At 73.7% G+C, this 24,885-nt stretch carries 15 protein-coding genes; 7 read left to right on the forward strand and 8 right to left on the reverse strand.

The genetic code is table 11. The features are described 5' to 3' along the window. Nucleotides 1-25 precede the first annotated feature (25 nt). Nucleotides 26-4,993 carry an NAD-glutamate dehydrogenase gene (locus AB0G79_RS05730; RefSeq protein ID WP_360800664.1) on the forward strand — a complete coding sequence of 1,656 codons (4,968 nt, stop codon included), beginning with the start codon at nt 26-28 and terminating at the stop codon, nt 4,991-4,993. Nucleotides 4,994-5,060: 67 nt separating this feature from the next. Here AB0G79_RS05730 and AB0G79_RS05735 read toward each other — a convergent pair whose 3' ends face one another. Genes AB0G79_RS05735 through AB0G79_RS05745 form a run of 3 tightly spaced genes read right to left on the reverse strand, consistent with a single transcriptional unit; the run spans nt 5,061 to nt 8,324 of the window. Continuing rightward, the gene (locus AB0G79_RS05735) at nt 5,061-6,530 is read right to left on the reverse strand and encodes a glycosyltransferase 87 family protein (RefSeq protein ID WP_360800667.1); all 1,470 of its coding nucleotides are present in this window, start codon (nt 6,528-6,530) and stop codon (nt 5,061-5,063) included. 11 nt (nt 6,531-6,541) lie between these two features. Next, nucleotides 6,542-7,363 (reverse strand): ABC transporter ATP-binding protein, encoded by an 822-nt coding sequence (locus AB0G79_RS05740; RefSeq protein WP_360801818.1) that lies wholly within the window; start codon nt 7,361-7,363, stop codon nt 6,542-6,544. A gap of 16 nt (nt 7,364-7,379) precedes the next feature. Then, nucleotides 7,380-8,324, reverse strand: coding sequence for an ABC transporter permease (locus AB0G79_RS05745; RefSeq protein ID WP_360800670.1), 945 nt, complete (start codon nt 8,322-8,324; stop codon nt 7,380-7,382). Nucleotides 8,325-8,507: 183 nt separating this feature from the next. Between AB0G79_RS05745 and AB0G79_RS05750 the strand changes: the two genes are divergently transcribed. Continuing rightward, complete coding sequence (locus AB0G79_RS05750; RefSeq protein ID WP_360800673.1) at nt 8,508-9,107, forward strand: TetR/AcrR family transcriptional regulator; 600 nt, start codon at nt 8,508-8,510, stop codon at nt 9,105-9,107. Between the two features lie 22 nt (nt 9,108-9,129). On the opposite strand, the gene AB0G79_RS05755 is transcribed toward AB0G79_RS05750, so the two are convergent. From AB0G79_RS05755 to AB0G79_RS05770, 4 genes are all read right to left on the reverse strand, one after another. Next, on the reverse strand, nt 9,130-9,993 hold the full coding sequence (locus AB0G79_RS05755; protein WP_360800676.1) for a carbohydrate ABC transporter permease: 864 nt from the start codon (nt 9,991-9,993) through the stop codon (nt 9,130-9,132). After that, on the reverse strand, nt 9,990-11,417 hold the full coding sequence (locus AB0G79_RS05760) for a sugar ABC transporter permease (protein ID WP_360800679.1): 1,428 nt from the start codon (nt 11,415-11,417) through the stop codon (nt 9,990-9,992). Before AB0G79_RS05760 ends, AB0G79_RS05755 begins: the two co-directional genes overlap by 4 nt. A gap of 11 nt (nt 11,418-11,428) precedes the next feature. After that, nucleotides 11,429-12,814 (reverse strand): ABC transporter substrate-binding protein, encoded by a 1,386-nt coding sequence (locus AB0G79_RS05765; protein ID WP_360800682.1) that lies wholly within the window; start codon nt 12,812-12,814, stop codon nt 11,429-11,431. A gap of 150 nt (nt 12,815-12,964) precedes the next feature. Beyond that, nucleotides 12,965-17,488 carry an FHA domain-containing protein gene (locus tag AB0G79_RS05770; RefSeq protein ID WP_360800685.1) on the reverse strand — a complete coding sequence of 1,508 codons (4,524 nt, stop codon included), beginning with the start codon at nt 17,486-17,488 and terminating at the stop codon, nt 12,965-12,967. 535 nt (nt 17,489-18,023) lie between these two features. On the opposite strand from AB0G79_RS05770, the gene AB0G79_RS05775 reads away from it, so the two are divergent. The 4 genes from AB0G79_RS05775 to AB0G79_RS05790 all read left to right on the forward strand — a co-directional run bounded on the left by AB0G79_RS05775 (nt 18,024) and on the right by AB0G79_RS05790 (nt 23,677). Continuing rightward, nucleotides 18,024-19,871, forward strand: coding sequence for a serine/threonine-protein kinase (locus AB0G79_RS05775; RefSeq protein ID WP_360800688.1), 1,848 nt, complete (start codon nt 18,024-18,026; stop codon nt 19,869-19,871). A 139-nt stretch (nt 19,872-20,010) separates the two neighbouring features. After that, nucleotides 20,011-21,255 (forward strand): serine/threonine-protein kinase, encoded by a 1,245-nt coding sequence (locus tag AB0G79_RS05780; protein ID WP_360800691.1) that lies wholly within the window; start codon nt 20,011-20,013, stop codon nt 21,253-21,255. 57 nt (nt 21,256-21,312) lie between these two features. Beyond that, the gene (prfB, locus tag AB0G79_RS05785; RefSeq protein ID WP_360800694.1) at nt 21,313-22,416 is read left to right on the forward strand and encodes a peptide chain release factor 2; all 1,104 of its coding nucleotides are present in this window, start codon (nt 21,313-21,315) and stop codon (nt 22,414-22,416) included. 382 nt (nt 22,417-22,798) lie between these two features. Further along, on the forward strand, nt 22,799-23,677 hold the full coding sequence (locus AB0G79_RS05790) for a hypothetical protein (RefSeq protein WP_360800697.1): 879 nt from the start codon (nt 22,799-22,801) through the stop codon (nt 23,675-23,677). Nucleotides 23,678-23,751: 74 nt separating this feature from the next. Here the strand turns inward: AB0G79_RS05790 and AB0G79_RS05795 are convergent, their stop codons facing one another. Further along, nucleotides 23,752-23,934 (reverse strand): hypothetical protein, encoded by a 183-nt coding sequence (locus AB0G79_RS05795; protein ID WP_360800700.1) that lies wholly within the window; start codon nt 23,932-23,934, stop codon nt 23,752-23,754. Nucleotides 23,935-24,170: 236 nt separating this feature from the next. Here AB0G79_RS05795 and ftsE point away from each other — a divergent pair, with 236 nt between their 5' ends. Then, nucleotides 24,171-24,860 carry a cell division ATP-binding protein FtsE gene (gene ftsE, locus AB0G79_RS05800; RefSeq protein WP_150269743.1) on the forward strand — a complete coding sequence of 230 codons (690 nt, stop codon included), beginning with the start codon at nt 24,171-24,173 and terminating at the stop codon, nt 24,858-24,860. The last annotated feature ends 25 nt before the right edge of the window (nt 24,861-24,885 follow it).

Below are 24,885 nucleotides of genomic sequence, written 5' to 3' on the forward strand. Positions count from 1 at the left end.
CGGCGCGCGACAGGAGTCAGAGGACATGCAGACCAAGCTGGACGAAGCCAAGGCCGAGCTGCTCGAAAGGGCCGCCCGGGTAGCTGAGCACAGCCCGGTCGGGGGGCGACTTCCGACGGGCCCTGACGGTTCGGGCGAGCGCCCGGACCGGGACACGGTGCTCGAATACCTCCAGCGCTACTACCTGCACACCGCGCCGGAGGACCTCGGCGACCGCGACCCGGTCGACGTCTTCGGTGCCGCGCTCTCTCACTACCGCCTCGCGGAGAACCGCCCGCAGGGCACCGCGAACGTGCGCGTCCACACCCCGACGGTCGAGGAGAACGGCTGGACCTCCAGCCACTCCGTCGTCGAGGTCGTCACCGACGACATGCCCTTCCTCGTCGACTCCGTCACCAACGAGCTGTCCCGCCAGGGACGCGGCATCCACGTCGTGATCCACCCGCAGGTCCTCGTCCGCCGCGACCTCACCGGCAAGCTCATCGAGGTCCTGTCGACCCAGATCCAGGGCGAGCTGCCGCACGACGCGCTCCCCGAGTCCTGGATCCACGTCGAGATCGACCGCGAGACCGACCGCGCCGACCTCAAGCAGATCACCGCCGACCTGCTCCGCGTCCTCTCCGACGTCCGCGAGACCGTCGAGGACTGGGAGAAGATGCGCGAGGCGGCCCTGCGCATCGCCGACGGCCTCGCCGACGAGCCCACCGCCTCCGACCTGCGCCCGACCGAGGTCGAGGAGGCCCGCGAGCTGCTCCGCTGGCTCGCCGACGACCACTTCACCTTCCTCGGCTACCGCGAGTACGAGCTCGTCAACGGCGACGCCCTGTCCGCCGTGCCCGGCACCGGCCTCGGCATCCTGCGCTCCGACCCGAAGCACGCGGGCGGCGACCAGGGCCACCACGCCCACCCGGTCTCGCCCTCCTTCAGCCGGCTGCCCGACGACGTCCGCGCCAAGGCCCGCGAGCACAAGCTGCTCATCCTGACGAAGGCCAACAGCCGAGCGACCGTCCACCGCCCCTCGTACCTCGACTACGTCGGCGTGAAGAAGTTCGACGCCGACGGCAACGTCATCGGCGAGCGCCGCTTCCTCGGCCTCTTCTCCTCCGCCGCCTACACGGAGTCCGTCCGCCGCGTCCCGGTCGTCAAGCGCAAGGTCCAGGAGGTCCTCGCCGGCGCCGGCTTCTCGTCGAACAGCCACGACGGCCGCGACCTGCTCCAGATCCTGGAGACCTACCCGCGCGACGAGCTCTTCCAGACCCCGGTCGACCAGCTCCAGTCCATCGTCACCAGCGTCCTGTACCTCCAGGAGCGGCGCCGGCTGCGGCTCTACCTGCGCCAGGACGAGTACGGCCGCTACTACTCGGCCCTCGTCTACCTGCCGCGCGACCGCTACACCACCCGCGTCCGGCTGCGGATCATCGACATCCTGAAGGAGGAGCTCGGCGGCACCAGCGTCGACTTCACCGCCTGGAACACCGAGTCGATCCTCTCCCGCCTCCACTTCGTCGTCCGCGTCAAGCCCGGCACCGAGCTCGCCAAGCTGACCGACGCCGACGTCGACCGCATCGAGGCCCGGCTCGTCGAGGCCGCCCGCTCCTGGGCCGACGGCTTCGGCGAGGCCCTCAACGCCGAGTTCGGCGAGGAGCGCGCCGCCGAGCTGCTCCGCCGCTACGGCAACGCCTTCTCCGAGGGCTACAAGGCCGACCACTCGCCGCGCGCCGCCGTCGCCGACCTCGTCCGCATGGAGGCCCTCGCCGCCAGCGGCAAGGACTTCGCGCTCTCCCTGTACGAGCCCGTCGCCTCGGGCCCCGGCGAGCGCCGCTTCAAGATCTACAAGACCGGCGAGCCGATCTCCCTCTCCGCCGTCCTCCCGGTCCTCAACCGGCTCGGCGTCGAGGTCACCGACGAGCGTCCGTACGAGCTCCGCTGCGCCGACCGCGCCCACGCCTGGGTCTACGACTTCGGCCTGCGCATGCCCGCCCCGAGCGGCAACGGCGGCGACTACGTCGGCGACGACGCCCGCGAGCGCTTCCAGGAGGCCTTCGCCGCCACCTGGACCGGCGAGGCCGAGAACGACAACTTCAACTCCCTCGTCCTCTCCGCCGGGCTCACCTGGCGCGAGGCGATGGTGCTGCGCGCCTACGCCAAGTACCTGCGCCAGGCCGGCTCCACGTTCAGCCAGGACTACATGGAGGACACCCTCCGCAACAACGTCCACACCACCCGGCTGCTCGTCTCCCTCTTCGAGGCCCGGATGGCGCCCGGCCGCCAGCGCGCCGGCACGGAGCTCACCGACGGCATCCTGGAGGAGCTCGACGGCGCCCTCGACCAGGTCGCGAGCCTGGACGAGGACCGCATCCTGCGCTCCTTCCTCACCGTCATCAAGGCCACCCTGCGCACCAACTTCTTCCAGAAGAACGCGGCCGGCGAGCAGCACTCCTACGTGTCGATGAAGTTCGACCCGCAGGCCATCCCCGACCTGCCGGCCCCGCGCCCCGCCTTCGAGATCTGGGTGTACTCGCCCCGCGTCGAGGGTGTCCACCTGCGCTTCGGCAAGGTCGCCCGAGGCGGCCTGCGCTGGTCCGACCGCCGCGAGGACTTCCGTACGGAGATCCTGGGCCTGGTCAAGGCGCAGATGGTGAAGAACACCGTCATCGTCCCCGTCGGCGCCAAGGGCGGCTTCGTCGCCAAGCAGCTCCCGGACCCGTCCGTGGACCGCGACGCCTGGCTCGCCGAGGGCATCGAGAGCTACAAGACCTTCATCTCGGCGCTGCTCGACATCACCGACAACCTCGTCGCGGGCGAGGTCGTGCCGCCGGTCGACGTCGTCCGCCACGACGAGGACGACACCTACCTCGTCGTCGCCGCCGACAAGGGCACCGCGACCTTCTCCGACATCGCCAACGGCGTCGCGGAGGCGTACGGCTTCTGGCTCGGCGACGCCTTCGCCTCCGGCGGCTCCGCCGGTTACGACCACAAGGGCATGGGCATCACCGCCCGCGGTGCCTGGGAGTCGGTCAAGCGCCACTTCCGCGAGCTCGGCCACGACACCCAGACCGAGGACTTCACGGTCGTCGGCGTCGGCGACATGTCCGGTGACGTCTTCGGCAACGGCATGCTGCTCTCCGAGCACATCCGCCTGGTCGCCGCCTTCGACCACCGGCACATCTTCCTCGACCCGACCCCGGACGCGGCCACCTCGTACGCCGAGCGCCGCCGCCTCTTCGACCTGCCGCGTTCGTCCTGGGCCGACTACGACACCTCGCTGCTCTCCGCGGGCGGCGGCATCCACCCCCGCACCGCCAAGGCCATCCCGATCAACGCGCAGGTCAGGGCAGCCCTCGGCATCGAGGACGGCATCACCAAGCTGACCCCGGCCGAGCTCATGAAGGCCGTGCTGCACGCCCCCGTCGACCTGCTGTGGAACGGCGGCATCGGCACGTACGTCAAGTCCTCGGCCGAGTCCAACGCGGACGTCGGCGACAAGGCCAACGACGCCATCCGCGTCGACGGCCAGGACGTCCGCGCCAAGGTCGTCGGCGAGGGCGGCAACCTCGGCGCCACCCAGCTCGGCCGGATCGAGTTCGCCCGCACCGGCGGCCCCGGGGGCGAGGGCGGCAAGGTCAACACCGACGCCATCGACAACAGCGCCGGCGTCGACACCTCCGACCACGAGGTCAACATCAAGATCCTGCTCAACGGGCTCGTCGCCGAGGGCGACATGACCGTCAAGCAGCGCAACAAGATCCTCGCCGAGATGACCGACGAGGTCGGCCGGCTCGTCCTGCGCAACAACTACGCGCAGAACACCGCCCTGGCCAACGCCGTCACCCAGTCGCCCTCGCTGCTCCACGCCCACCAGCGCTTCATGCGCCGCCTGGGCCGCGACGGCAGCCTGGACCGTTCGCTGGAGTTCCTGCCCAACGACCGGCAGATCCGCGAGCTCCTCAACAACGGCCGCGGCCTCAGCCAGCCGGAGCTCGCCGTCCTCCTCGCGTACACCAAGATCACGGTGGCCGACGAGCTCATCGGCACCGAGCTCCCGGACGACCCGTACCTGAGCGGCCTGCTACGCGCCTACTTCCCGACGCTGCTGCGCGAGAAGTTCCCCGAGGCCGTCGACAACCACGCGCTGCGCCGCGAGATCATCACGACCGTCCTGGTCAACGACACCGTCAACACCGGTGGCTCGACCTTCCTGCACCGCCTCCGCGAGGAGACGGGCGCGTCGATCGAGGAGATCGTCCGCGCGCAGACCGCGGCCCGTGAGGTCTTCCGCCTCGGCCAGGTCTGGGACGCCGTCGAGGCCCTCGACAACCACGTGCCCGCCGAGATCCAGACCCGGATGCGGCTGCACTCCCGCCGGCTCGTCGAGCGCGGCACCCGCTGGCTGCTCAACAACCGGCCGCAGCCGCTCCAGATCGGCGAGACCATCGAGTTCTTCGCCGAGCGCGTCGAGCAGGTCTGGCAGGATCTGCCGCAGCTCCTGCGCGGCGCGGACCTGGAGTGGTACCAGTCGATCCTCGACGAGCTGACCGAGGTCGGCGTGCCGGAGGAGCTCGCGCGTCGCGTCGCCGGCTTCTCCTCCGCCTTCCCGATCCTCGACGTCGTCGCGATCGCGGACCGCATGGAGAAGGACCCCCTCGCGGTGGCCGAGGTCTACTACGACCTCGCCGACCGCCTGCGGATCACCGACCTCATGGACCGCATCATCGAGCTGCCGCGCGCCGACCGGTGGCAGTCCATGGCCCGCGCCTCGATCCGCGAGGACCTCTTCGCGGCGCACGCGGCGCTGACCGCGGACGTGCTGAGCGTCGGCAACGGCACGACGAGCCCCGAGGAGCGGTTCAAGGCCTGGGAGGAGAAGAACGCGGCGATCCTGGGCCGCGCGCGGACCACCCTGGAGGAGATCCAGGGCTCGGACACCTTCGACCTGGCCAACCTGTCGGTGGCCATGCGGACGATGCGCACGCTGCTCCGTACGCACAGCTGAGGGTAGGCACGTGAGGAAGGGCCCCGCCGGATTCCGGCGGGGCCCTTCCGTCATCCGGCCGGGGTCGTCACGCGCGTGCGGGGGCCGCAGCAGGTGCGGCGACCGTAGACGTCCACAGGCGGCGGGCGGCGAGCAGGGCGGCGGCGAGGAGGAGGCCGTTGCGGAGCACCATGACGAGCAGGCCGGAGGCCGTGCCGGTGAGGACGTCCGCGTACAGGACGGGGTACGCGAGCGAGCTCAGCGCCGCCGCCGGGAGCATGAGCAGTGCCACCGGGCGCATCACCGTACTGCGTGAGGTCAGGCAGACGGCGGCGAGGCCGAGCAGCCAGACCATGTACTGGGGGCTGATCACCCGGCTCGTCGCGGTGAGGAGCAGGACGGCGGCGAAGGCCGCGTCGAGCGGGGTCGCCGGGGTCCAGCGGCGGGCCCGTACGCGCCAGAGGAGCAGCCAGCCGAAGGCGGCGACGGTGAGCAGCAGGGCGAGGTTGCCGAGGGTGGAGACGTACGGGCCGACGTACTCGAACGAGCCGTAGCGCATCTCGACCCGGCCCTGCCAGACGCCGGCCGCGCGGGCGAGTCCCAGGGCCGTGCCGCCGAGCGACTCGATCTGCACGCCGCGGCCGCCCTGCTGGCGCAGGAAGCCGAGCGGGCCGGAGAAGAGCAGCGCGAGGGTGGCCGTGAGCGCGAGGGCGCCGACGACGGCGGCGGTCCACGCCTCGCGGGTGGTACGCCCCCGGGGCGTGCCGATCAGGGCGAGCGCGGGCCACGCCTTGACCATGGCGCCGATCCCCGCCAGCGCGCCGCCGATCTGGTGGGCGGCGGTGGACCGCAGGCCGAGGGCCAGGAGCGCGAGGACGGCGAGGGCGGTGGCCTGGAGGTCGTACCGCGCGAGGGGGAGGTGCAGGAGCAGCGGCAGGCCGCAGACCCAGAACCAGGCGCCGTGGGTGAGGCGCTCGCGGTCGGCGAGGGCCAGGGCGAGGGTGATGACGGCGTCCGCGAGGAGCGCGAGGGCGACGAAGGCCTGGGTGTAGGTGAGGGCGGGGACGAGGCCGGGGAGGACGACCACGAGTCCGGCGCCGGGCGGGTACTGCCAGGTCTGGTCGCCGAGCGGGAAGGTGCCGGAGGCGAACTGCCCGTACCAGTGCCGGTAGAGGTCGATCTCGCGGGAGACCCCGCCGATGCCGAGGTCGTCGCGGAGGAAGAGGACGAGCATGCCGGCCCGGGTGAGCACCCAGAGGACGGCGAGCGCGAGGGAGGGGCCGCGGCCGACCGTGACGAAGGTGGCGGAGGTGAAGGTGTCGGAGTCGAAGGGGGAGCCGGTGAGGGCGGGCGGGGGCGCCTGGGCGGTGGGTGAGGAGGAGCCTGGGGAAGCGGCGCGGGACGCCTGGGCGGTGGGTGAGGAGGAGTCTGGGGCAGCGGCGCGGGACGCCTGGGCGGTGGCAGGGGAGGGCTGCGAGGCGGGTGGGGCGCTGCGGGGCGGCCCGCCCGGGGGCTGGGGGGCCGGCCCGCCCGGTGGCTGAGGGGCGTCGTTCGTCATCCCTCAGCACTCTAGACCGGTATGCCCTGCTTTCCCCCGGTCTTGCCCCCCGTCTTGGTGAACTCCTCGTACGCCGCCACGACCTCGTCCGCCGGGCCGTCCATCCGCAGCGTCCCGGCCTCCAGCCACAGTGCCCGCTCGCAGGTCTCCGTGATGGTGGAGTTCGAGTGGCTGACCAGGAAGACCGTCCCCGCCTCCGCCCGCAGTTCGTCGATCCGCTGCTGGCTGCGGCGCCGGAAGCGGGCGTCGCCGGTCGACAGGGCCTCGTCGATGAGCAGGACGTCGTGGCTCCTCGCGGCGGCGATCGAGAAACGCAGCCGGGCGCCCATGCCGGAGGAGTACGTCCGCATCGGACGGGAGATCGCGTCGTCCTTCTCGTTGATGCCGGAGAAGTCGACGATCTCGGCGTACCGCTCGCGGATCTCCGCGCGGCTCATGCCCATCGCGAGGCCGCCGAGGATCACGTTCCGCTCGCCCGTCAGGTCGCTCATCAGGGCCGCGTTGACGCCGAGGAGGGAGGGCTGGCCATGGGTGTAGATCCGGCCGCGCTCGACCGGTTGGAGGCCCGCGACGGCCTTCAGGAGGGTCGACTTGCCGGAGCCGTTCGAACCGATCAGGCCGATCGCCTCGCCCCGGTACGCGGCGAAGCTCACCCCCTTCACGGCGTGGACCCGGCGCCCGGCCGGAGCCGTGCCGCCCCGGCGGAGCATCCGGCCGAGCGCGGCGGTGGCGCTGCCGCGGCCGCCACCGCCGCCGTTGACGGTGTAGGTGACGTGGACGCCGGTCGCGACGACGGTCGGCGTGCGCTCGGGTGCCGTAGGGGCGGGGGTCATGGGTGCCTCGTGCGTCTCAGCCACGGCCGTACGTCTCCTCCGCCTTCCAGAACCAGATGAAGCCGCCCGCGAACGCGAGCACCGCCCAGCCGGCGGCGAGCGCCCAGACGTGCGGCGGCAGCTGCTCGGACGTGTAGCTCCTGATCAGGGCGAAGCGCACGAGGTCGATGTAGACCGCCGCCGGGTTGCACTGGAGCAGGAGGACCAGGGCCTCGGGGACCCGCCCGCCCGTCGACAGGTTCCGGATCGAGAACATCGCACCCGACGCGTACATCCACGTCCGCAGGACGAACGGCATCAGCTGGCCGATGTCCGGGGTGCGGGCCGCGAGCCGGGCGAGGACGAAGGCCACGCCGACGTTGAAGAGCGCCTGGAGGGCGAGCGCGGGGATGGCGAGCAGCCAGCTCCAGGTGGGGAACTCGCCGAAGCAGACCAGGATCGCGGCGAGCGCGGTCAGCGAGAGCAGCAGCTGCTGGAGCTGCTGGAGCGCGAGCGAGACCGGCAGGCTCGCGCGGGGGAAGTGCAGGGCGCGGACCAGGCCCAGGTTGTCGCTGATCGCGCGGGTGCCGGCGAGGACGGTGTTCGCGGTGAACGTCCACACGAAGATGCCGGTGAGGAGGAAGGGGACGTAGTCGGGGACGCCGTGCTCGGCGTTCATGACGATCCCGAAGATGAAGTAGTAGACGGCCGCGTTGAGCAGCGGGGTCGCCACCTGCCAGACCTGGCCGAGGCGCGCCTGGCTGTACTGGGCTGTCAGGCGGGCGGTCGCGAAGGCGGTGACGAAGCCGCGGCGGGCCCACAGCTGACGGACGTACTCCGGGAGGGAGGGGCGGGCTCCGCTGACGGTGAGGCCGTGGCGGAGGGCGAGGGCGTGGAGCTCCTCGTCGGAGAGGGGTTCCCCGGAGAGGGGCCCGGTGGCGGGCCGCGGGGCGGCGGGCGGGGCGAGGGTGGTCGTGGTCACGGGCGGGCGGCTTTCGGAGACGGTGGCGCTCGGACGGAGACAACGGGACGGGTGCGAAGGGACGGATACGACGGGACGGGTACGACGGGACGGGTCCGTATCGTCGCTACGTGGACAGTAGGACGTCGGTACGTCGGAACGCAACCGTATCGTCGTGACGTAGGCGTTGGTTAGGATGCCGTCATGACCGAACCGACGCCCCGCCGCGCCCCCGCCGGAGCCGCCGTACTCCGCGAGGACGTGACCGAGGCCATCCGCACCGCCGTCTTCGACGAGCTCGCGGCGGTCGGCTTCGCCCGCATGTCCATCGAGGGCATCGCGCGCCGCGCCGGCGTCGGCAAGACCGCCGTCTACCGGCGCTGGAAGTCCAAGCTCTCCCTCGTCCTCGACCTCGTGGGCGCCTTCGCCGCCCAGGGCCTGCCCGTCCCCGCCACCGGCTCGCTGCACGGGGACGTCCGCGCGCTCCTGGAGATGGCCTCGTACGCGCTCCGCCACCCCGTCGCCTCGCAGGTCATCCCCGACCTGCTCGTCGAGGCCGCGCGGCAGCCCGAGATCGCCGACGCCATCCGCGAGCGGCTGCTCGACAGCCAGCAGGGCGTCATGGCCCAGATCGTCCGCGAGGCGGTCGCGCGCGGCGAGCTGCCCGCCGGCGCCGACCCGGCCAAGGCGCTCGACCTCGTCGTCGGCCCGCTGTACTGGCGCCTCGTCGTCGTGCGTACGGAGCTGCCGGACGGGTACGTGGACGAGCTCGCGCGCGCGGCCGTGGCGGCGCTCAAGGCCTGAGGCGTACGCGCCGGGCTGCGGGTCACTTCACGGCGCCGGCCATCACCCCCGACGTGAACTGGCGCTGGAACGCGAAGAACACCGCAAGCGGCACCACCATCGACAGGAACGCCCCGGGCGCCAGCACGTCCACGTTGTTGCCGAACTGCCGCACCTGCTGCTGGAGCGCCACCGTGATCGGCGGCGACTGCGCGTCCGCGAAGATCAGCGCGACCAGCATGTCGTTCCACACCCACAGGAACTGGAAGATGCCGAGCGAGGCGAGGGCGGGGGCGCCCAACGGCAGCACCACGCGCGCGTACAGCCGGATTTCCCCCGCGCCGTCCAGCCGCGCCGCCTCCAGGAGCTCGCGCGGGATCTCGGCGAAGAAGTTCCGCAGCAGGAAGATCGCGAACGGCAGGCCGAAGGCCGTGTGGAAGAGGACGACCCCGAGCGTCGTCTCGAAGAGCCCGACCGCCCCGAAGAGCTTCGAGACCGGGACCAGGGCGACCTGGACGGGGACCACGAGCAGGGCGACCACTCCCAGGAACCACCAGTCCCGGCCAGGGAACTCCATCCACGCGAACGCGTACCCGGCGAAGGAACCGAGGACGAGGACGAGGAGCGTGGCGGGGACGGTGATGAGGACGGTGGAGAGGAGGGAGCCGGTGATCGTGCCGTTCGCGAGGAGGTCGGCGTAGTTCCGGGTCGTGAGCCGGGCGGGCTCCGTGAACACCTGCCACCAGCCGCTCGCCGCGATGTCGGAGGGCGAACGGAGGGACGAGAGCAGCAGGCCGAGGGTCGGGAGCAGCCAGAACAGGCCGGCGAGGAGCAGCAGGACGCGGACGGCGCCGGATCCGGCCCTGGCGGCGAGTCGGGCGGCGAACCCGCTGTCGGGCGGTCTCACCTGCGGGTCTCCCTTCGGATGCGGCGGATGTTGACCGCCATCACCGGCAGCACGAACAGGAGCAGGACCACCGCGATGGCCGAACCGACGCCGAGGTCCGCGTCCGTGCCGAAGGCCGAGCGGTAGAGCTGGAGCGCGAGGACGTTCGCGTCGTCCTGTGCCGAACCCGGCGCGATGACGAAGACCAGGTCGAAGACCTTCAGGACGTTGATCATGAGCGTGACGAGGACGACCGCGAGAACCGGCGCGAGGAGCGGCACCGTGATCCGGCGGAACACCTGCCACTCGCTCGCCCCGTCCACCCGCGCCGCTTCGAGCAGTTCGCGCGGGAGGGCCGCGAGACCGGCGCCGATCAGCACCATCGCGAACCCGGCCCACATCCACACGTACGCCCCGATGACGGCCGGGGTGACGAGCGAGGGGCCCAGCCACTCGACCCCGGCGTACGGCTCGCGGAAGTTGCTCGCGGGCAGGCGGAGTACGGCTCCGTCGGCGCGGTCGGCGGGCAGCGAGAAGGTGCCGTCGGCGGCGGCGGTGGTCGTGGCGACCACCTCGCCGTCCCGCACGGCCTCGATGCGGAGGCCCGCGAGGCCGAGTTCGGCGGGGTCGACGACGTTCGGCTTTCCGCCGCCACCGCGGGTGAAGTCCAGCCAGGCGGTGCCGGTGACGGTGCGGGGGGTTCCGGAGGTGTCGGGGGTGCCAGTGGTGCTGGTGGTGTCGGGGGTGCCCGTGGCGCCGTCCGGTTGGCGGGCGGGGCGGGCCTCCTCCGGCATCTGTCCCGGGGCCACGCCGACGAGCGGCAGCCGTACGGGGTCCCCGGCCCTGACGGGCTCCTTGGTGACGTACGCGCCGCCGCCGGCCGCCGTGAGGGGGTGGACGGGCAGCGGGCGGGCGCGCGGGAAGACCGAGGACTCGGCGAAGGTGTCGTGGACGGCGACCCAGACCGCGTTGGCGACCCCGCGGTCCGGGTCCTGCTCGTACACCAGCCGGAAGATGATCCCGGCGGCGAGCATCGAGATCGCCATCGGCATGAAGACGACGAGCTTGAACGCGGTGCCCCAGCGGACCCGTTCGGTCAGGACGGCGAACACCAGACCGAGGACGGTGGCGACCGTAGGGGCGAGAACCAGCCAGATCAGGTTGTTGCGGAGGGCGGTGCGGAGGGAGTCGTCGGTGACGAGCGCGAGGTAGTTGTCGAGACCCACGAAGGTGGCGCCGGAGCGGTCGAAGAGGGAGCGCTGGACGGAGTAGCCGATGGGGTAGAGGACGAGGGCACCGAGGAGGAGCAGGGAGGGGAGGAGGAAGGCGGCGGCGACGAGACGGCCCTTGGCGCGCCTCCTCACGCCGGGAGCGCCGGGAGCGCCGGGAGCGCCGCGGGTGCCGGGAGGGCTGGGAGCGTGCGAAGTGGCGGGAGTGCGGGGCATGGCGGCCCGCCTCAGCTCTTCGCCGCGGCCTTGTACGCCTTCGCCGCGTCCGCCTCCAGGCGGGCCTGCGCCCCCGCGACGTCGGCCGGGTTCTTCAGGAAGTCCTGGAGCGCCTTCCACTCTCCCTTGCCCGGCGTCCCGCCGAAGGACTGCGGCATCTGGTCCGACATGTCGAAGCGGAAGTCGTCGCCCGCGCCGATCAGCGCCTTGGCGATCTCGCGCTGGACGTCGTTCGGGTACGCGGCGGGGTCCAGGTTCTTGTTGGGGGAGAGGAAGCCGCCCTCGGCCGCCCAGATCCGTGCCGCGTCCGGAGAGGCCAGGAAAGCGAGCAGCGCCTGCGCGCCCTCGGTGTCCTTCAGGGCGACGGCCGCGTCGCCCGCCGTCACGACGGGGGCGGCGCCGGAGCCGACGGCCGGAAACGGGAACACCTTCGCGTCCGTCCCGATCTCCGCCTTCGTCTGGGCGATGTTGACGGCCGCGAAGTCGCCCTCGAAGACCATCGCGCCCTTGGGGCGGTCGCCGCCGGTGAAGGTCTGGGTGACCGAGACCGGGTACTCGGTCTGGAGCGCGCCGTTCGTCCCGCCCGCGAGGAGCGCGGGCTTCCCGAAGAGCTCGGCGAGCGTCTTGAGGGCGGCGGCGACGGACGGGTCCGTCCACTTGATCTGGTGCTTCGCGAGCCGGTCGTACTTCTCCGGCCCCGCCTGGGAGAGGTAGACGTTCTCGAACCAGTCCGTGAGGGTCCAGCCGTCGGCGCCGCCGACGGAGACCGGGGTGACGCCGGAGGCGGAGATCGTCTCGGCGGTGGCGAGGAACTCCTTCCAGGTCTTCGGTTCGCTTGCGCCCGCGTTCTCGAAAGCAGCCGTGTTGTACCAGACCAGGGACTTGTTGGCGGCCTTGAAGTAGACGCCGTACTGGGTGCCGTCGACCGCGCCGAGGGCCTGCCAGCCGGGCGAGTAGTTCGCGGCGAGCGCGGCCTTGGCCTCGGGGCCGACGGGCTTCAGCCACTTCTGGGCGGCGGCCTGCTGGATGGCCCCCACCTGCGGGAGCAGGGCCACGTCGGGCGGGGAGCCGCCGGCGATCTTCGTGCCGAGGAAGTTCACGATCGGGTCCTGGGCGGGGACGAAGGTCACCGTGGCGCCGGTGCGCTTCTCGAACTCCTTGAGGACCTTGGTGAAGTTCTCCTGCTCGGGGCCGGTCCAGACGGCGGCGACCTCGATCTTCTGGCCCGCGAGGGGGCGGGAGTTCGGAGCGGGCGCCGAACTGTCCCCGCCGCCGCTCCCGTTGCCGCCGCCGGTGCCGTCCCCACCGCCACCGCCGCCGCAGGCCGCGAGGGCCAGGGCGAGTAAGGCGGCGGTCGCGGTCGCCGCGGTCCTGCGTGGGTGAAGAGTTGATCGCATCGCTGCAGCCCCGTCTCTCCCGTGCGCGTCACTGTCCCGTGCCGACAGGTCTACGCCGGGTGGCGAGCGCGCCGCAATACCGCCTCCCGAGTCAAGCGGGCGATCGTGACGCCCTCGTGACGTCGCGTCAGGTCGCCGTCGGGCGCCCCGTCAGGTGCGCGTCGCGGGAGCGAGCGGCGGTATCGGCGTCGCCTCGACGGACCGGGCGGCCCGGTCGAGCGCGCTCGCCAGGAGAGCCAGGTCCGTCGGGCCGTTGCCCAGCTCGCGGACCGGGCGGCGGGCGGGCGGGTCGCCCATCCGCTCCCACTCCAGTGGGACGACGACCGGGCGGAGCGTCGCCGTCCGGGGGATCCGGCCCGAGACGCGGCCCGTCTGGAACGGGGTCAGCCGCCCGTCCGGGTGCCCGAGCCGGCCACGGCCCGCGGCGGGCACGTCCGGGCCAGGGGCGACGGGCGGCGGGTCGAGCACGATGCGCAGGCGGGCGCCGTGGGCGAGCTCCGTGTCGGACGTGCGGTCCGGCCGCGCCGAGGTCGCGACGAGGTGGACGCCGAGCCGCTCGCCGTGCCGGGCGACGGCTTCGAGCGCCCGGACGACGGAACCGGCGGCGGGGCGGCCGGGGGCGCCGAGGGCCGGGGCCACGAGGGCGTCGAAGTCGTCCACGAGCACGACGAGCCGGGGCAGCGGGCCGCTCTCGGCCGCGCCGTCGTACGCGGCCTCGGGCCGCGGCACGCGCGTGCCCGCGGCCGGCGTCGCCACGGCCTGCTCGAGCTCGCCGTCCCCGGTCCGCAGGGTCCGGCCGCTCGGACCCGAACGGAGGGTCCGCCCGCTGGACCGGTCGACGAGATCACCGTCACCGCCACCGTCGCCGGTGCGGTGGGTCCGGCTGCTCGGACGGCTGCCGAGGTCGGCGTCGTCCGCGCGGTGGGTGCGGCTGCTCGGACGGCCGCCGAGGTCGCCGTCGTCCGCGCGGTGGGTGCGGCTGCTCGGGCGGCCGCCGAGGTCGGCGTCGTCCGCGCGGTGGGTGCGGCTGCTCGGACGGCTGCGGAGGTCGGCGTCGTCCGCGCGGTAGGTCCGGCTGCTGGGGCGGTCCTCCAGGGCCCCGCCGTCACGCCGGGGCAGGCGCCCGCTGGGCGTGTCGGGCAGGTAGCCGCCGGCCGCGGGCCGGGTCCGGGAACTCGACCGCTCCCCGGCCTCGCCCCAACCGCCACGCTCACGCGACACGCGCCCGCTGCTCCGGCCGCCGAGGTCGTCACCGTCGGCCTCGCCCGCGCCGGGGTGCGGGACGCGCCCACTGGGACGACGCCCCAGGTCCTCGGCACCGGCCCGCGTCACGCGCCCGCTCCCGCGACCGTCGAGGTCGTCGGCGCTCGGGTACGGGATCCGTCCACTGGCGCGGCGGCCCAGGTCGTCGGCGCCCGCGCGGCCACTGGCGCGACTGTCGAGGTCGTCGCCGCCCGGGTACGGCGTCCGGCCGCTCGCGTGGTCGCTCGCGCCGGGGTGCGGGACGCGCCCGCTGGGGCGGCGGCCGAGGTCGTCCGCGCCCGGGTACGTCCCCTGGCCGCGGGCGTGGTCGCTCGCGCCCGGGTGCGGGATCCGCCCGCTGGGGCGGCGGCCGAGGTCGTCGGCTCCGTTGTACGGGACCTGGCCGCTCGCACGGCCGTCGAGGCCGTCGGCGCCGGGCCGGGCCACGCGCCCGCTGCTCCGGCCGTCGAGGTCGTCCGCGCTCGGGTACGGGACGCGTCCGCTCGCGCGGCGGCCCAGGTCGTCCGCGCCGGAACGCGCGATGCGGCCGCTGCTCCGGCCGTCGAGGTCGTCCGCGCCGTGGCCGCCCGTGCCGGGGTGCGGGATCCGCCCGCTGGCGCGGCGGCCGAGGTCGTCCGCTCCCGTGCGGCCGCTCGCGCGGCCGGCCAGGTCGTCCCCGCCCTGGCGGGTGATGCGGCCGCTGCCGCGGCCGTCCAGGTCGTCGGCTCCGTGGCCGCCCGCGCCCGGGTGCGGGATGCGGGCGCTCGGGCGGCGGTTCAGGTCGTCGGCTCCGGCGGGGGCCTCGCGGTCCGCCGCGGACGGGGCGGCGTCCACGTGGACCGTGCGGCCGCTGGGGCGGTCGCCGGGGGTGCCGTCGTCCCGGGTGCGGTACGGGGTGCGGCCGCTCGGGAGGGCGCCGACGGTGCCGTCGCCCGTGCGGAGGGTGCGGCCGCTCGCGCGGCCGTCGAGGTCGGCCGACTCCGGGAGGCGGACCGTCACGCGGGAGCCCACCGACTCCGCCGCGCTCGCGGTGCGCTGGCCGCCGATCAGGCGCTCGGCCGCCCGCGCGCCCTGCCGGTCGGCGAAGTGACCGTCGCCGAGGATCTCCGCCCGGCGCTTCAGCTCCGCGCCGAGCGCCTGCGCGAACTCCCGCATCCGGACCGGGTCCGAGGCGACCAGGTGCTCGCTGACGTGCGGCAGCTCCGTACACGCCGCGAGGCCCTCGCCGCGCTCGCCGCCCGCGCCGTCCACGAGGAGCAGGCCGAGGCGGTCGGGGCGGCCGCCGGCCGCCAGGGACGCGGCGACGGCGCGGAGCAGCTCCGTGCGGCCGCTGCCCGCGGGGCCCTCGATCAGCAGGTGGGGGCCCTCCTGGGTGAGGTCCACCGCGAGCGGGCCGCGCGGGCCGGTGCCGAGGACGACCGTGCCGTCGCCGGCCGAGGCCCAGCGGGCGAGGAGGGACGCCGGGGTGGCCCGGGCGAGGCCCAGTTCGTCGAGGAGCCGGGAGGACGGGGGCAGCGCGGCGGCCCGGCCGTGGGGCGCCGTCGTCGTCTCCGTGCGCAGCGGCGCGAGGGCGCGGCCGAACCGCTCCGCCCAGGCCACCGAGACCGCGTCCAGCACGCCGACCGTGCCGTGGCCCGCGACCTGCCCGCCCGAGGCGCGCACGAGTCGCAGCGCCGTGGCCACGTCGCCGCTGAGGAGTGCCACGGCCCCGCACTCGCGGAAGGCGAGGGAGGCGACGCACGCGGACTCGTACGTCGCGGTGACCGGTGACTCCGGGGTCGCGGCGGGCGCCTCCGCGAGGCACAGCACGTGGATGCCGGCCGCCGCGCCGACGCCCGCGAGGCGCGCGACCGTCTCGCGCAGCGCCGCCGAACCGGGGTCGCCGTCGACGATGACGACCGTCGAGGGACCGTCGTGGCGGGCGGCGGCCTCGGCGACGGTCGCGCGGTCGGCGCTGGGCCAGCCGGGGCCGAGGGGGCCGTCGTCGAGCCGTCGGGTCAGCTCGGTCGTACGGGCATGGGCCTGCTCGCGGTCGTACGCGAGGAGCAGGCGGCAGTCCTGGCCGTGGGCCGGACGGACGTGGGGGAGCCAGCCGAGCCAGCCCCAGGCCCGGCGCCGCTCCTCCAGGGAGCGGTTCCGGTCGGCGCAGATCAGCACGATCTCCAGGTCGGAGGGGGAGTGCAGGGCGGCGAGCTGGGCCACGACCGAGCGGGCGAGCCCGGCGAGCCGGTCGGCGGGGCCCGCGAGGCCGAGCGAGCCGGCCTCGCGCAGGCCGACGGTGACCGGCACCCCGGACAGCTCGGCGCGGTCGGCCGTGCCGAGCCGCACCACGAGGGACTCGGGGTGGTCCTGGGGCCGCTCCCACAGGCGCGGGCCGGGGCCCAGGGCCGTGAGGAGGACGGTGGCCGGGTCGGGCCAGGCGTCCGCGAGGGAGGGGGAGAGGGGAAGAGGTACGGGAGCGGGGGCGGCGGGCGCGGCCGGGGCCGGGCGCCGGTCGTCCGGCCGGGGCGCGGGCTGCTCCTCGCGGCCGCCCGCGAGACGCCGGGCCCACGCGCCGAGGCCGCGCTTCCCGCCCTGGCGGCGGGTCTGCCGGGTGCTGCTGTGCGCCTCGCCCCCGTCGCCGTCGCCGTGGGCGCTCGCGGGGTCCTCCACGCGCGTGTGGCCGGGGGAGTCCTCGGCGTACGGCTCCGGGTGGCGGACGGCGGGCGCCGGCTCGTACGCACGCGTGCCGCCGTCCGCCGGGCGCGCCGAGGGCGCGACGCGCAGGTGGCCCTCGCCGTCGGGGGCCGTCGCCACCGTCTCCGTACCGGCGAGGTCGTCGCCCGGGCCCGTCAGGCGGAGGGCGGACTCGCCGAGGCGCAGGAGGGAGCCGGGGAGGAGGCGGACCGGGCGGGCGCCGACGGGGGAGCCGTCGAGCGTCGTGCCGTTGGTCGAGCCGAGGTCGGAGACGGTGACGCGGCCGTCGTCGCCGACCGTCACGGTGCAGTGGGCGCGGGAGACGTCGGGGTCGTCGAGCGGCACGTCGGCGTCGACGGAACGGCCGATCCTGATGGCCCCGCCGTGGAGCAGGTGCACGCCGCCCGCGTCCGGACCGGCCACCACGTGGAGCCGGGCGGAGGCCGCCTCGCCGACCCGGTCGTCGGGGCCGGGGACCTGGAGCGAGAGGACGGCGCCGTCGACGAGCGGCGGCTCGCCGAGCACGCAGCGCTGCGCGTCGAGCCGCTCCGGGCCCGCGTAGAGCACGGTGGTGCCCGAGGAGGAGGTGTCGGGGCCGGTGACGGCCGCGGCGAGATGGGAGGCCACGGCGGCGAGGGCCGTCCCGGCGGGGGCGGTGACGAGCACGTCGCAGGAGCGCGCGGCGCTGTGGCCGCCATGGCCCGTGTGGCTGCCATGGCCGGCGTGCGGCGCGAGGACGGTCAGGCGGATCTGCATCGCCGTCAGCGGTCCCTTCTGCGCGAGGTGCCCGGCAGGGGACCGCCCTGTGACTCCCCCCACCCGACACGGACGCGTCGTCCGGTTCAGGTCGGCACGGCGCGGGGGCTCCCGACCCCACCGATGCGACGTGCTGGAGGCATCCTCGCACCTGCTGCCGACAACACGCCCCCGGGTCGGCCAGAAGTGATCTTGATCGGTCGCTCGTGGTCCAAAAAATGCCTGGTTGAGCATGCCTTCGGACCATGCCCGGCAACCATCGCGGCGCGCGGAGCGTCTTCTTCCGGACAAGTTCAGGACGTCTCCGAGACCCGTGCGGGTCGTCGGACGGACCGACCGCCGGTTCGGTTCCCGACCCCTCCACGGGGATCCGGAACCGAACCGCCGACCGGGAACCGGCCTGTGGACAACCGGTCTGGGACCCGTTCGGCGGCACTAAAGTGGGTCGGACGCCCGAACGGGTCAGAACAGAGGACAGGGAAACCCCGGGAGACACGGGACCACCCAGGACCACGATCAGCAGGGAGCGCGTGACGTGCGGCCAATCGGCAGCAAGTACCTGCTCGAGGAGCCGCTCGGACGCGGCGCCACGGGCACCGTCTGGCGAGCCCGCCAGCGGGAGACGGCGGGCGCCGAGGCGGCCGTTCCCGGCCAGCCCGGCGAGACCGTCGCGATCAAGGTCCTCAAGGAGGAGCTGGCCAACGACGCGGACATCGTGATGCGCTTCCTGCGCGAGCGGTCCGTGCTGCTCCGGCTCACCCACCCGAACATCGTGCGCACCCGCGACCTCGTCGTCGAGGGCGATGTCCTCGCCCTCGTCATGGACCTGGTCGAAGGCCCCGACCTCCACCGCTACCTGAGGGAGAACGGCCCGCTCACCCCGGTCGCCGCCGCCCTCCTGACGGCCCAGATCGCCGACGCGCTCGCCGCCAGCCACGCCGACGGCGTCGTGCACCGCGACCTCAAGCCCGCCAACGTCCTGCTCGCCGAGCAGCACGGCCAGATGCACCCGATGCTCACCGACTTCGGCATCGCGCGCCTCGCCGACTCCCCGGGCCTCACCCGCACCCACGAGTTCGTCGGCACGCCCGCGTACGTGGCGCCCGAGTCCGCCGAGGGCCGCCCGCAGACCTCCGCCGTCGACATCTACGGCGCGGGCATCCTGCTCTACGAGCTCGTCACGGGCCGCCCCCCGTTCGCCGGCGGCACGGCCCTCGAAGTCCTCCACCGGCACCTCAGCGAGGAGCCGCGCCGACCCTCCACCGTCCCCGGCCCGCTGTGGACGGTCATCGAGCGCTGCCTCAGCAAGGACCCCGACCGCCGCCCCAGCGCCGAGAACCTCGCCCGCGCCCTGCGCGCGGTCGCGGCCGGCATCGGCGTCCACGCCACCCCCGCCCAGATCGAGGCGGCCGACGGAGTCGGCGCGCTCCTCGCCCCCGACCCGGCCCCCGCGCCGGTCCCCGACACCCCGGGCGTGGACCCGGCGGGCGCCACGCAGGTGCTGCCCAGCACCGGCGCCGTGCCCCCGTCGCAGTACGACCCCGCCGCCGCGACCAGCGTCATGCCGACGAGCGGCCCGGCCGGTGCCGCCGACCCGACGGCCGTCCTGCCCACCAGCGGCCCGGCGGGCGTCGCGGACCCCACCGCCGTGATGCCGCCCGTGCCGTCGCAGCCGCCGCAGAGCGAGGACCCGCACCCCTGGCAGAGCCAGCTGCGCGCGGCCCGCGACCGCAACGAGCAGACCCAGGTGCAGTACCTCGACCCGAGCGAGGACCCGCTGCGCCGCCGCCCCCAGCGCCCCCAGGCCCAGCCCGGTCCGCAGCAGGGCGGCCCGCAGCAGGGCGGCCCGTACGGCGGACCGCAGGGCCGGCAGCAGGGCCAGTACGGCCAGCAGGGCCCGTACGGACCCCAGCAGGGCCAGCAGCACGGGCAGCAGGGTCCGTACGGCCAGCAGCGCCCCCCGCAGCACCAGCAGCAGCGGCCGCCGCAGCCGTACCCCCAGCAGCAGCCCCAGCAGCAGTACGCGCCCCCGCCGCCCCAGCAGTACGCCCAGCCGCAGCGGCCGCCCCAGCAGCAGCACCAGCCCCCGCAGGCCCCGCCGCAGCCGCCCGCCCCGCGCGAGCCGCGCCCGCCCCGCCAGCGCGGCGCGAACCCGATGCGGATCCCCGGCCTCGGCTGCCTCAAGGGCTGCCTCTTCACGATCGTCCTGTTCGTGGTCGCCGGCTGGCTCATCTGGGAGCTCACCCCCCTCCAGGGCTGGATCGCCGAGGGCAAGGGCTACTGGGAGGCCATCGGCGACGGCATCTCCAAGGTCAGCGACTGGGTCTCCACCATCGGCGAGGCCACCGGCTCCGGTGGCACTACCGGCGGTAAGGGCCAGTGACACGGTCCTCCGGAGGTCGTAAACGGCGGTAACCCTGTCGATTTGTCGACTTCCGGAGGGTGATTTCCGCGCGGAAGTGACGTCCGGCGGCCGCGGACGCGTAGTTTTGACGCGAACCGCAGCCGCTGAGGGAGCAGTCTTGGCACGGAACATCGGCAGCCGCTACACCGCCCACCAGATCCTCGGGCGGGGCAGCGCCGGAACGGTGTGGCTCGGCGAGGGGCCCGAAGGGCCCGTCGCCGTCAAACTGCTGCGCGAGGACCTGGCCTCCGACCAGGAGCTCGTCGGCCGCTTCGTCCAGGAGCGGACCGCCCTGCTCGGTCTCGACCACCCCCGGGTGGTCAAGGTCCGCGACCTCGTCGTCGACGGCAACGACCTCGCGCTCGTCATGGACCTCGTCCGCGGCACCGACCTGCGCACCCGCCTCGACCGCGAGCGGCGCCTCGCCCCCGAGGCCGCCGTCGCGATCATCGCCGACGTCGCCGACGGCCTCGCCGCCGCGCACGCGGCCGGGGTCGTCCACCGCGACGTCAAGCCCGAGAACATCCTGCTCGACATGGAGGGCCCCCTCGGCCCCGGCGGCGCCCACCCCGCCCTGCTCACCGACTTCGGCGTCGCGAAGCTCATCGACACCCCCGGCCGCACCAAGGCCACCCGCATCATCGGCACCCCCGACTACCTCGCCCCCGAGATCGTCGAGGGCCTCCCGCCCCGCGCCGCCGTCGACATCTACGCCCTCGCGACCGTCCTGTACGAGCTCCTCGCCGGCTTCACGCCCTTCGGCGGCGGCCACCCCGGCGCAGTCCTGCGCCGCCACGTCACCGAGACCGTCGTCCCGCTCCCCGGCATCCCCGAGGAGCTCTGGCAGCTCGTCGTCCAGTGCCTCGCGAAGGCCCCCGCCTCCCGGCTCCGCGCCTCCGAGCTCGGCGCCCGCCTCCGGGACGTCCTGCCGCTCCTCAAGGGCATCCCCCCGCTCGACGTCGACGAGCCCGGCGCGGAGCCGTCCGCGGAGCCGTACGAGGACGACCCGTACGCCACGGGCGCGGGCACCGGTGCCGGAGAACCCGGGCCGCGCCGGGCCGCCGTCCCGCTGGTCCCCGGCGCCTCCGCCGACTCCAACCGCGACACCCACACCTCCATGCGGGTCCCCGCCCCCGACGAGCTCTCCGGCGGTCCCCTCGGCACCGCCCGCGCCCCCCGGCCGGCCGGCGCCCGCCGCCCCGGCTCGGCCCGCCACAAGGCGGGTGTGGTCCGCAAGCGGCGGATCACCCTGGCCGTCGCGGCCGTGGTGGTCGCGGGCGCGCTCGGCGCCGGCGGCTACCTGGTGGCCGCCGGCGACGGGGACGCGCCGCCGCAGGACTCCAAGCAGTCCTCGCAGCCCTGAGCCCCGGCGTCACGGGCGAAGGTTCGGCTCCCGGCCCGGAGCCGTTACGCTGGACGCGTGGCAGTCGTCGATGTATCCGAAGAGCTGAAGTCCCTCTCCTCGACCATGGGGTCGATCGAGGCCGTCCTGGACCTCGAGAAGCTGAGGGCCGACATCGCCGTGCTCGAAGAGCAGGCCGCGGCCCCGTCCCTGTGGGACGACCCGGAGGCGGCGCAGAAGATCACGAGCAAGCTTTCGCACCTCCAGGCCGAGGTCCGCAAGACCGAGACCCTGCGCCGTCGGATCGACGACCTCGGGGTGCTCTTCGAGCTCGCCGAGGAGATGGACGACCCGGACACCCTCGCCGAGGCCGAGACGGAGCTGACCTCCGTCCGCAAGGCCCTCGACGAGATGGAGGTCCGCACCCTCCTCTCCGGCGAGTACGACGAGCGCGAGGCGCTGGTCAACATCCGCGCCGAGGCCGGAGGCGTCGACGCCTCCGACTTCGCCGAGCGCCTCCAGCGCATGTACCTGCGCTGGGCCGAGCGCCACGGCTACTCGACCGAGATCTACGAGACCTCGTACGCGGAAGAGGCCGGCATCAAGTCGACCACCTTCGTCGTGAAGACGCCGTACGCCTACGGCACGCTCTCCGTGGAGCAGGGCACCCACCGCCTGGTCCGCATCTCGCCCTTCGACAACCAGGGCCGCCGCCAGACGTCCTTCGCGGGCGTCGAGGTCCTCCCGGTCGTCGAGTCCTCCGACCACGTCGAGATCGACGAGTCGGAGCTCCGCGTCGACGTGTACCGCGCCTCCGGCCCCGGCGGCCAGGGCGTCAACACGACCGACTCGGCCGTGCGCATCACGCACATCCCGACCGGCATCGTCGTCTCCTGCCAGAACGAGCGCTCGCAGATCCAGAACAAGGCGAGCGCCATGAACGTCCTCCAGGCGAAGCTCCTCGAGCGCCAGCGCCAGGAGGAGCGCGCCAAGATGGACGCGCTCAAGGACAGCGGCAGCTCCTGGGGCAACCAGATGCGGTCGTACGTGCTCCACCCGTACCAGATGGTCAAGGACCTCCGGACGGAGTTCGAGGTCGGCAACCCGCAGGCGGTCCTCGACGGCGAGATCGACGGCTTCCTGGAGGCCGGTATCCGCTGGCGCAAGCAGCAGGAGAAGTAACCCCGTTCGTACGAGTACGGGCCCCGCACCTGGGTGGTGCGGGGCCCGTACCCGTTTCCGAGGGGGGCACGAATTCGCTGGAGCAAGCGGAGGAGTGCGGTCTCGGGCGCTTTGTCGACAAGGGAACTGCGCTCCCGGAGGCCGGAGTTACGGCTTCACGTCACAGTTGCATCGTCATATGGCGGGCGATTGTGGATCTTTCCGGCATCGCACGCGCAACGACCTTGACGGCTCATCGGAAAGTCGAAAGGGTGGCCTATTGGCATGCGCATTTCTGGGGCGCGTGTGAACGGGGGCCCGGTTCAGTCGCGATGTCGCCCCCTGCGCGCGGGGCCCCGAGCGCTGCCCCATGACGAGTTGAGCTACTGGGGGTAGCAACCAGATGACGAAGAAGACGCGAGTGCGCCTCGCGCGCATCGCCGCCGGTGCGGTGATCGCCGCCGGCGCTTCGATGACCGTGGCGGGCGTGGCCCAGGCCGACCCGACGGAGCCGCCGGTCTGCGTCCCGCCCGCGGTCTGCGACACGGACCCGGAGCCGACGATCGAGCCGACCGTCGAGCCCACCGTGGAGCCGACCGTCGAGCCGACGGTGGAACCGACTGTCGAGCCGACGGTGGAGCCGACCGTCGAGCCGACGGTGGAGCCGACCGTCGAGCCGACCGTCGAGCCGACGGTGGAGCCGACCGTCGAGCCCACGGTGGAGCCCACGGTGGAGCCGACCGTCGAGCCGACGGTCGAGCCCACGGCCAACCCGACCGACCCCACGGACAACGGGTCGAACGGATCCAATGGGTCGAACGGGTCCAACGGCTCGAACGGGTCCAACGGGTCCAACGGCTCGAACGGCTCCAGCGGTTCGACGGGTTCGACCGGTTCGACGGGCACCACCGGCACGACGGGCACCACCGGAACCACCGGTTCCGAAGAGGGCGCCTCCGGCTCGACCGGCTCGACCGGCTCCACCGGTTCGGGCGACTCCGGCTCGACCGGCTCCGGTGACGTCGGCACCTGCACCGTCGACCTCGACGGCGCGGAGTGCGTCGACACCGGCAGCGGCAACGCCAGCGGCAACGGCAACACCGACACCGACGCCGTCGGCTCGCAGCCCGTGCAGCAGGGCGAGGCCAAGGAGGAGCTCGCCGAGACCGGCGCGGCCGAGACCTCGTTCCTGATCATCGGCGCCGCGACCATGATCGCGGGCGGCATCGGCTTCCGCATGCTGCCGCGTCTCGTCGCCCGTGACGGCAACGTCGCCGCCTGACGAAGCACGGCCGTGTGACGGAGAAGGGCCGGGGAGAGAGATCTCCCCGGCCCTTCTTTCCACGCCCGATACGGCTACGCCGTCTGGACCACCGCGAGCAGGGCGAGGGTGGCGAGCAGCGCGATCGCCAGCGTCAGCAGCATCGCCGGGGTCGGACCCTGGGGGGTCAGACGCTCCCGGTTCGCGCGGCAGACGGGGCATCGGCCCTCGGCGACCGGGGCCGCGCAGTTGGCGCACACCAGTCGGTCGTAGGTCATGCGCTCTCCTCCTCCCGCACAGGGATCCACACCAGGACAACGTTCGGTGAGTTCCGGACGTTCCCCCTACCACTGTGCCAGCTCCGGCACGTTTCGGCGCGTCTCGCCGGAAGGCACGGCCGTCGCCGCAAAGGGTGAAAAAGGATAAACCACGTAAGTCGGGACCGCGACTGCGCGGGCCTGTGCCGTTCGCGTAAGGTCACGCACACCTACTCCCGGCCGACCGTGGTGCATCCGTGATCCGATTCGACAACGTCTCCAAGTCCTATCCGAAGCAGAACCGCCCCGCGCTCCGGGATGTCTCCCTGGAGATCGAGAAGGGGGAGTTCGTCTTCCTCGTCGGTTCGTCCGGCTCCGGAAAGTCGACCTTCCTGCGGCTCCTCCTGCGTGAGGAGCGCGCCAGCCAAGGGCAGGTGCACGTCCTCGGCAAGGACCTGGCCCGGCTCTCCAACTGGAAGGTCCCGCACATGCGGCGCCAGCTCGGCACCGTCTTCCAGGACTTCCGCCTGCTGCCCAACAAGACCGTCGCCGAGAACGTGGCCTTCGCGCAGGAGGTCATCGGCAAGCCGCGCGGCGAGATCCGCAAGGCCGTGCCGCAGGTGCTCGACCTCGTCGGTCTCGGCGGCAAGGAGGACCGGCGGCCGGGCGAGCTCTCCGGTGGTGAGCAGCAGCGCGTGGCCATCGCGCGCGCCTTCGTGAACCGTCCGATGCTGCTGATCGCGGACGAGCCGACCGGCAACCTCGACCCGCAGACGTCCGTCGGCATCATGAAGCTGCTGGACCGCATCAACAGGACGGGGACCACCGTCGTCATGGCGACCCACGACCAGAACATCGTCGACCAGATGCGCAAGCGCGTCATCGAGCTGGAACAGGGCCGTCTCGTCCGCGACCAGGCGCGCGGCGTCTACGGATACCAGCACTGAGCTGTAGCGAGTAGGAGAAAGCAGA

Origin of the sequence: Streptomyces sp. NPDC020807, from assembly GCF_040641575.1 — a bacterium.
Lineage (GTDB): Bacteria > Actinomycetota > Actinomycetes > Streptomycetales > Streptomycetaceae > Streptomyces.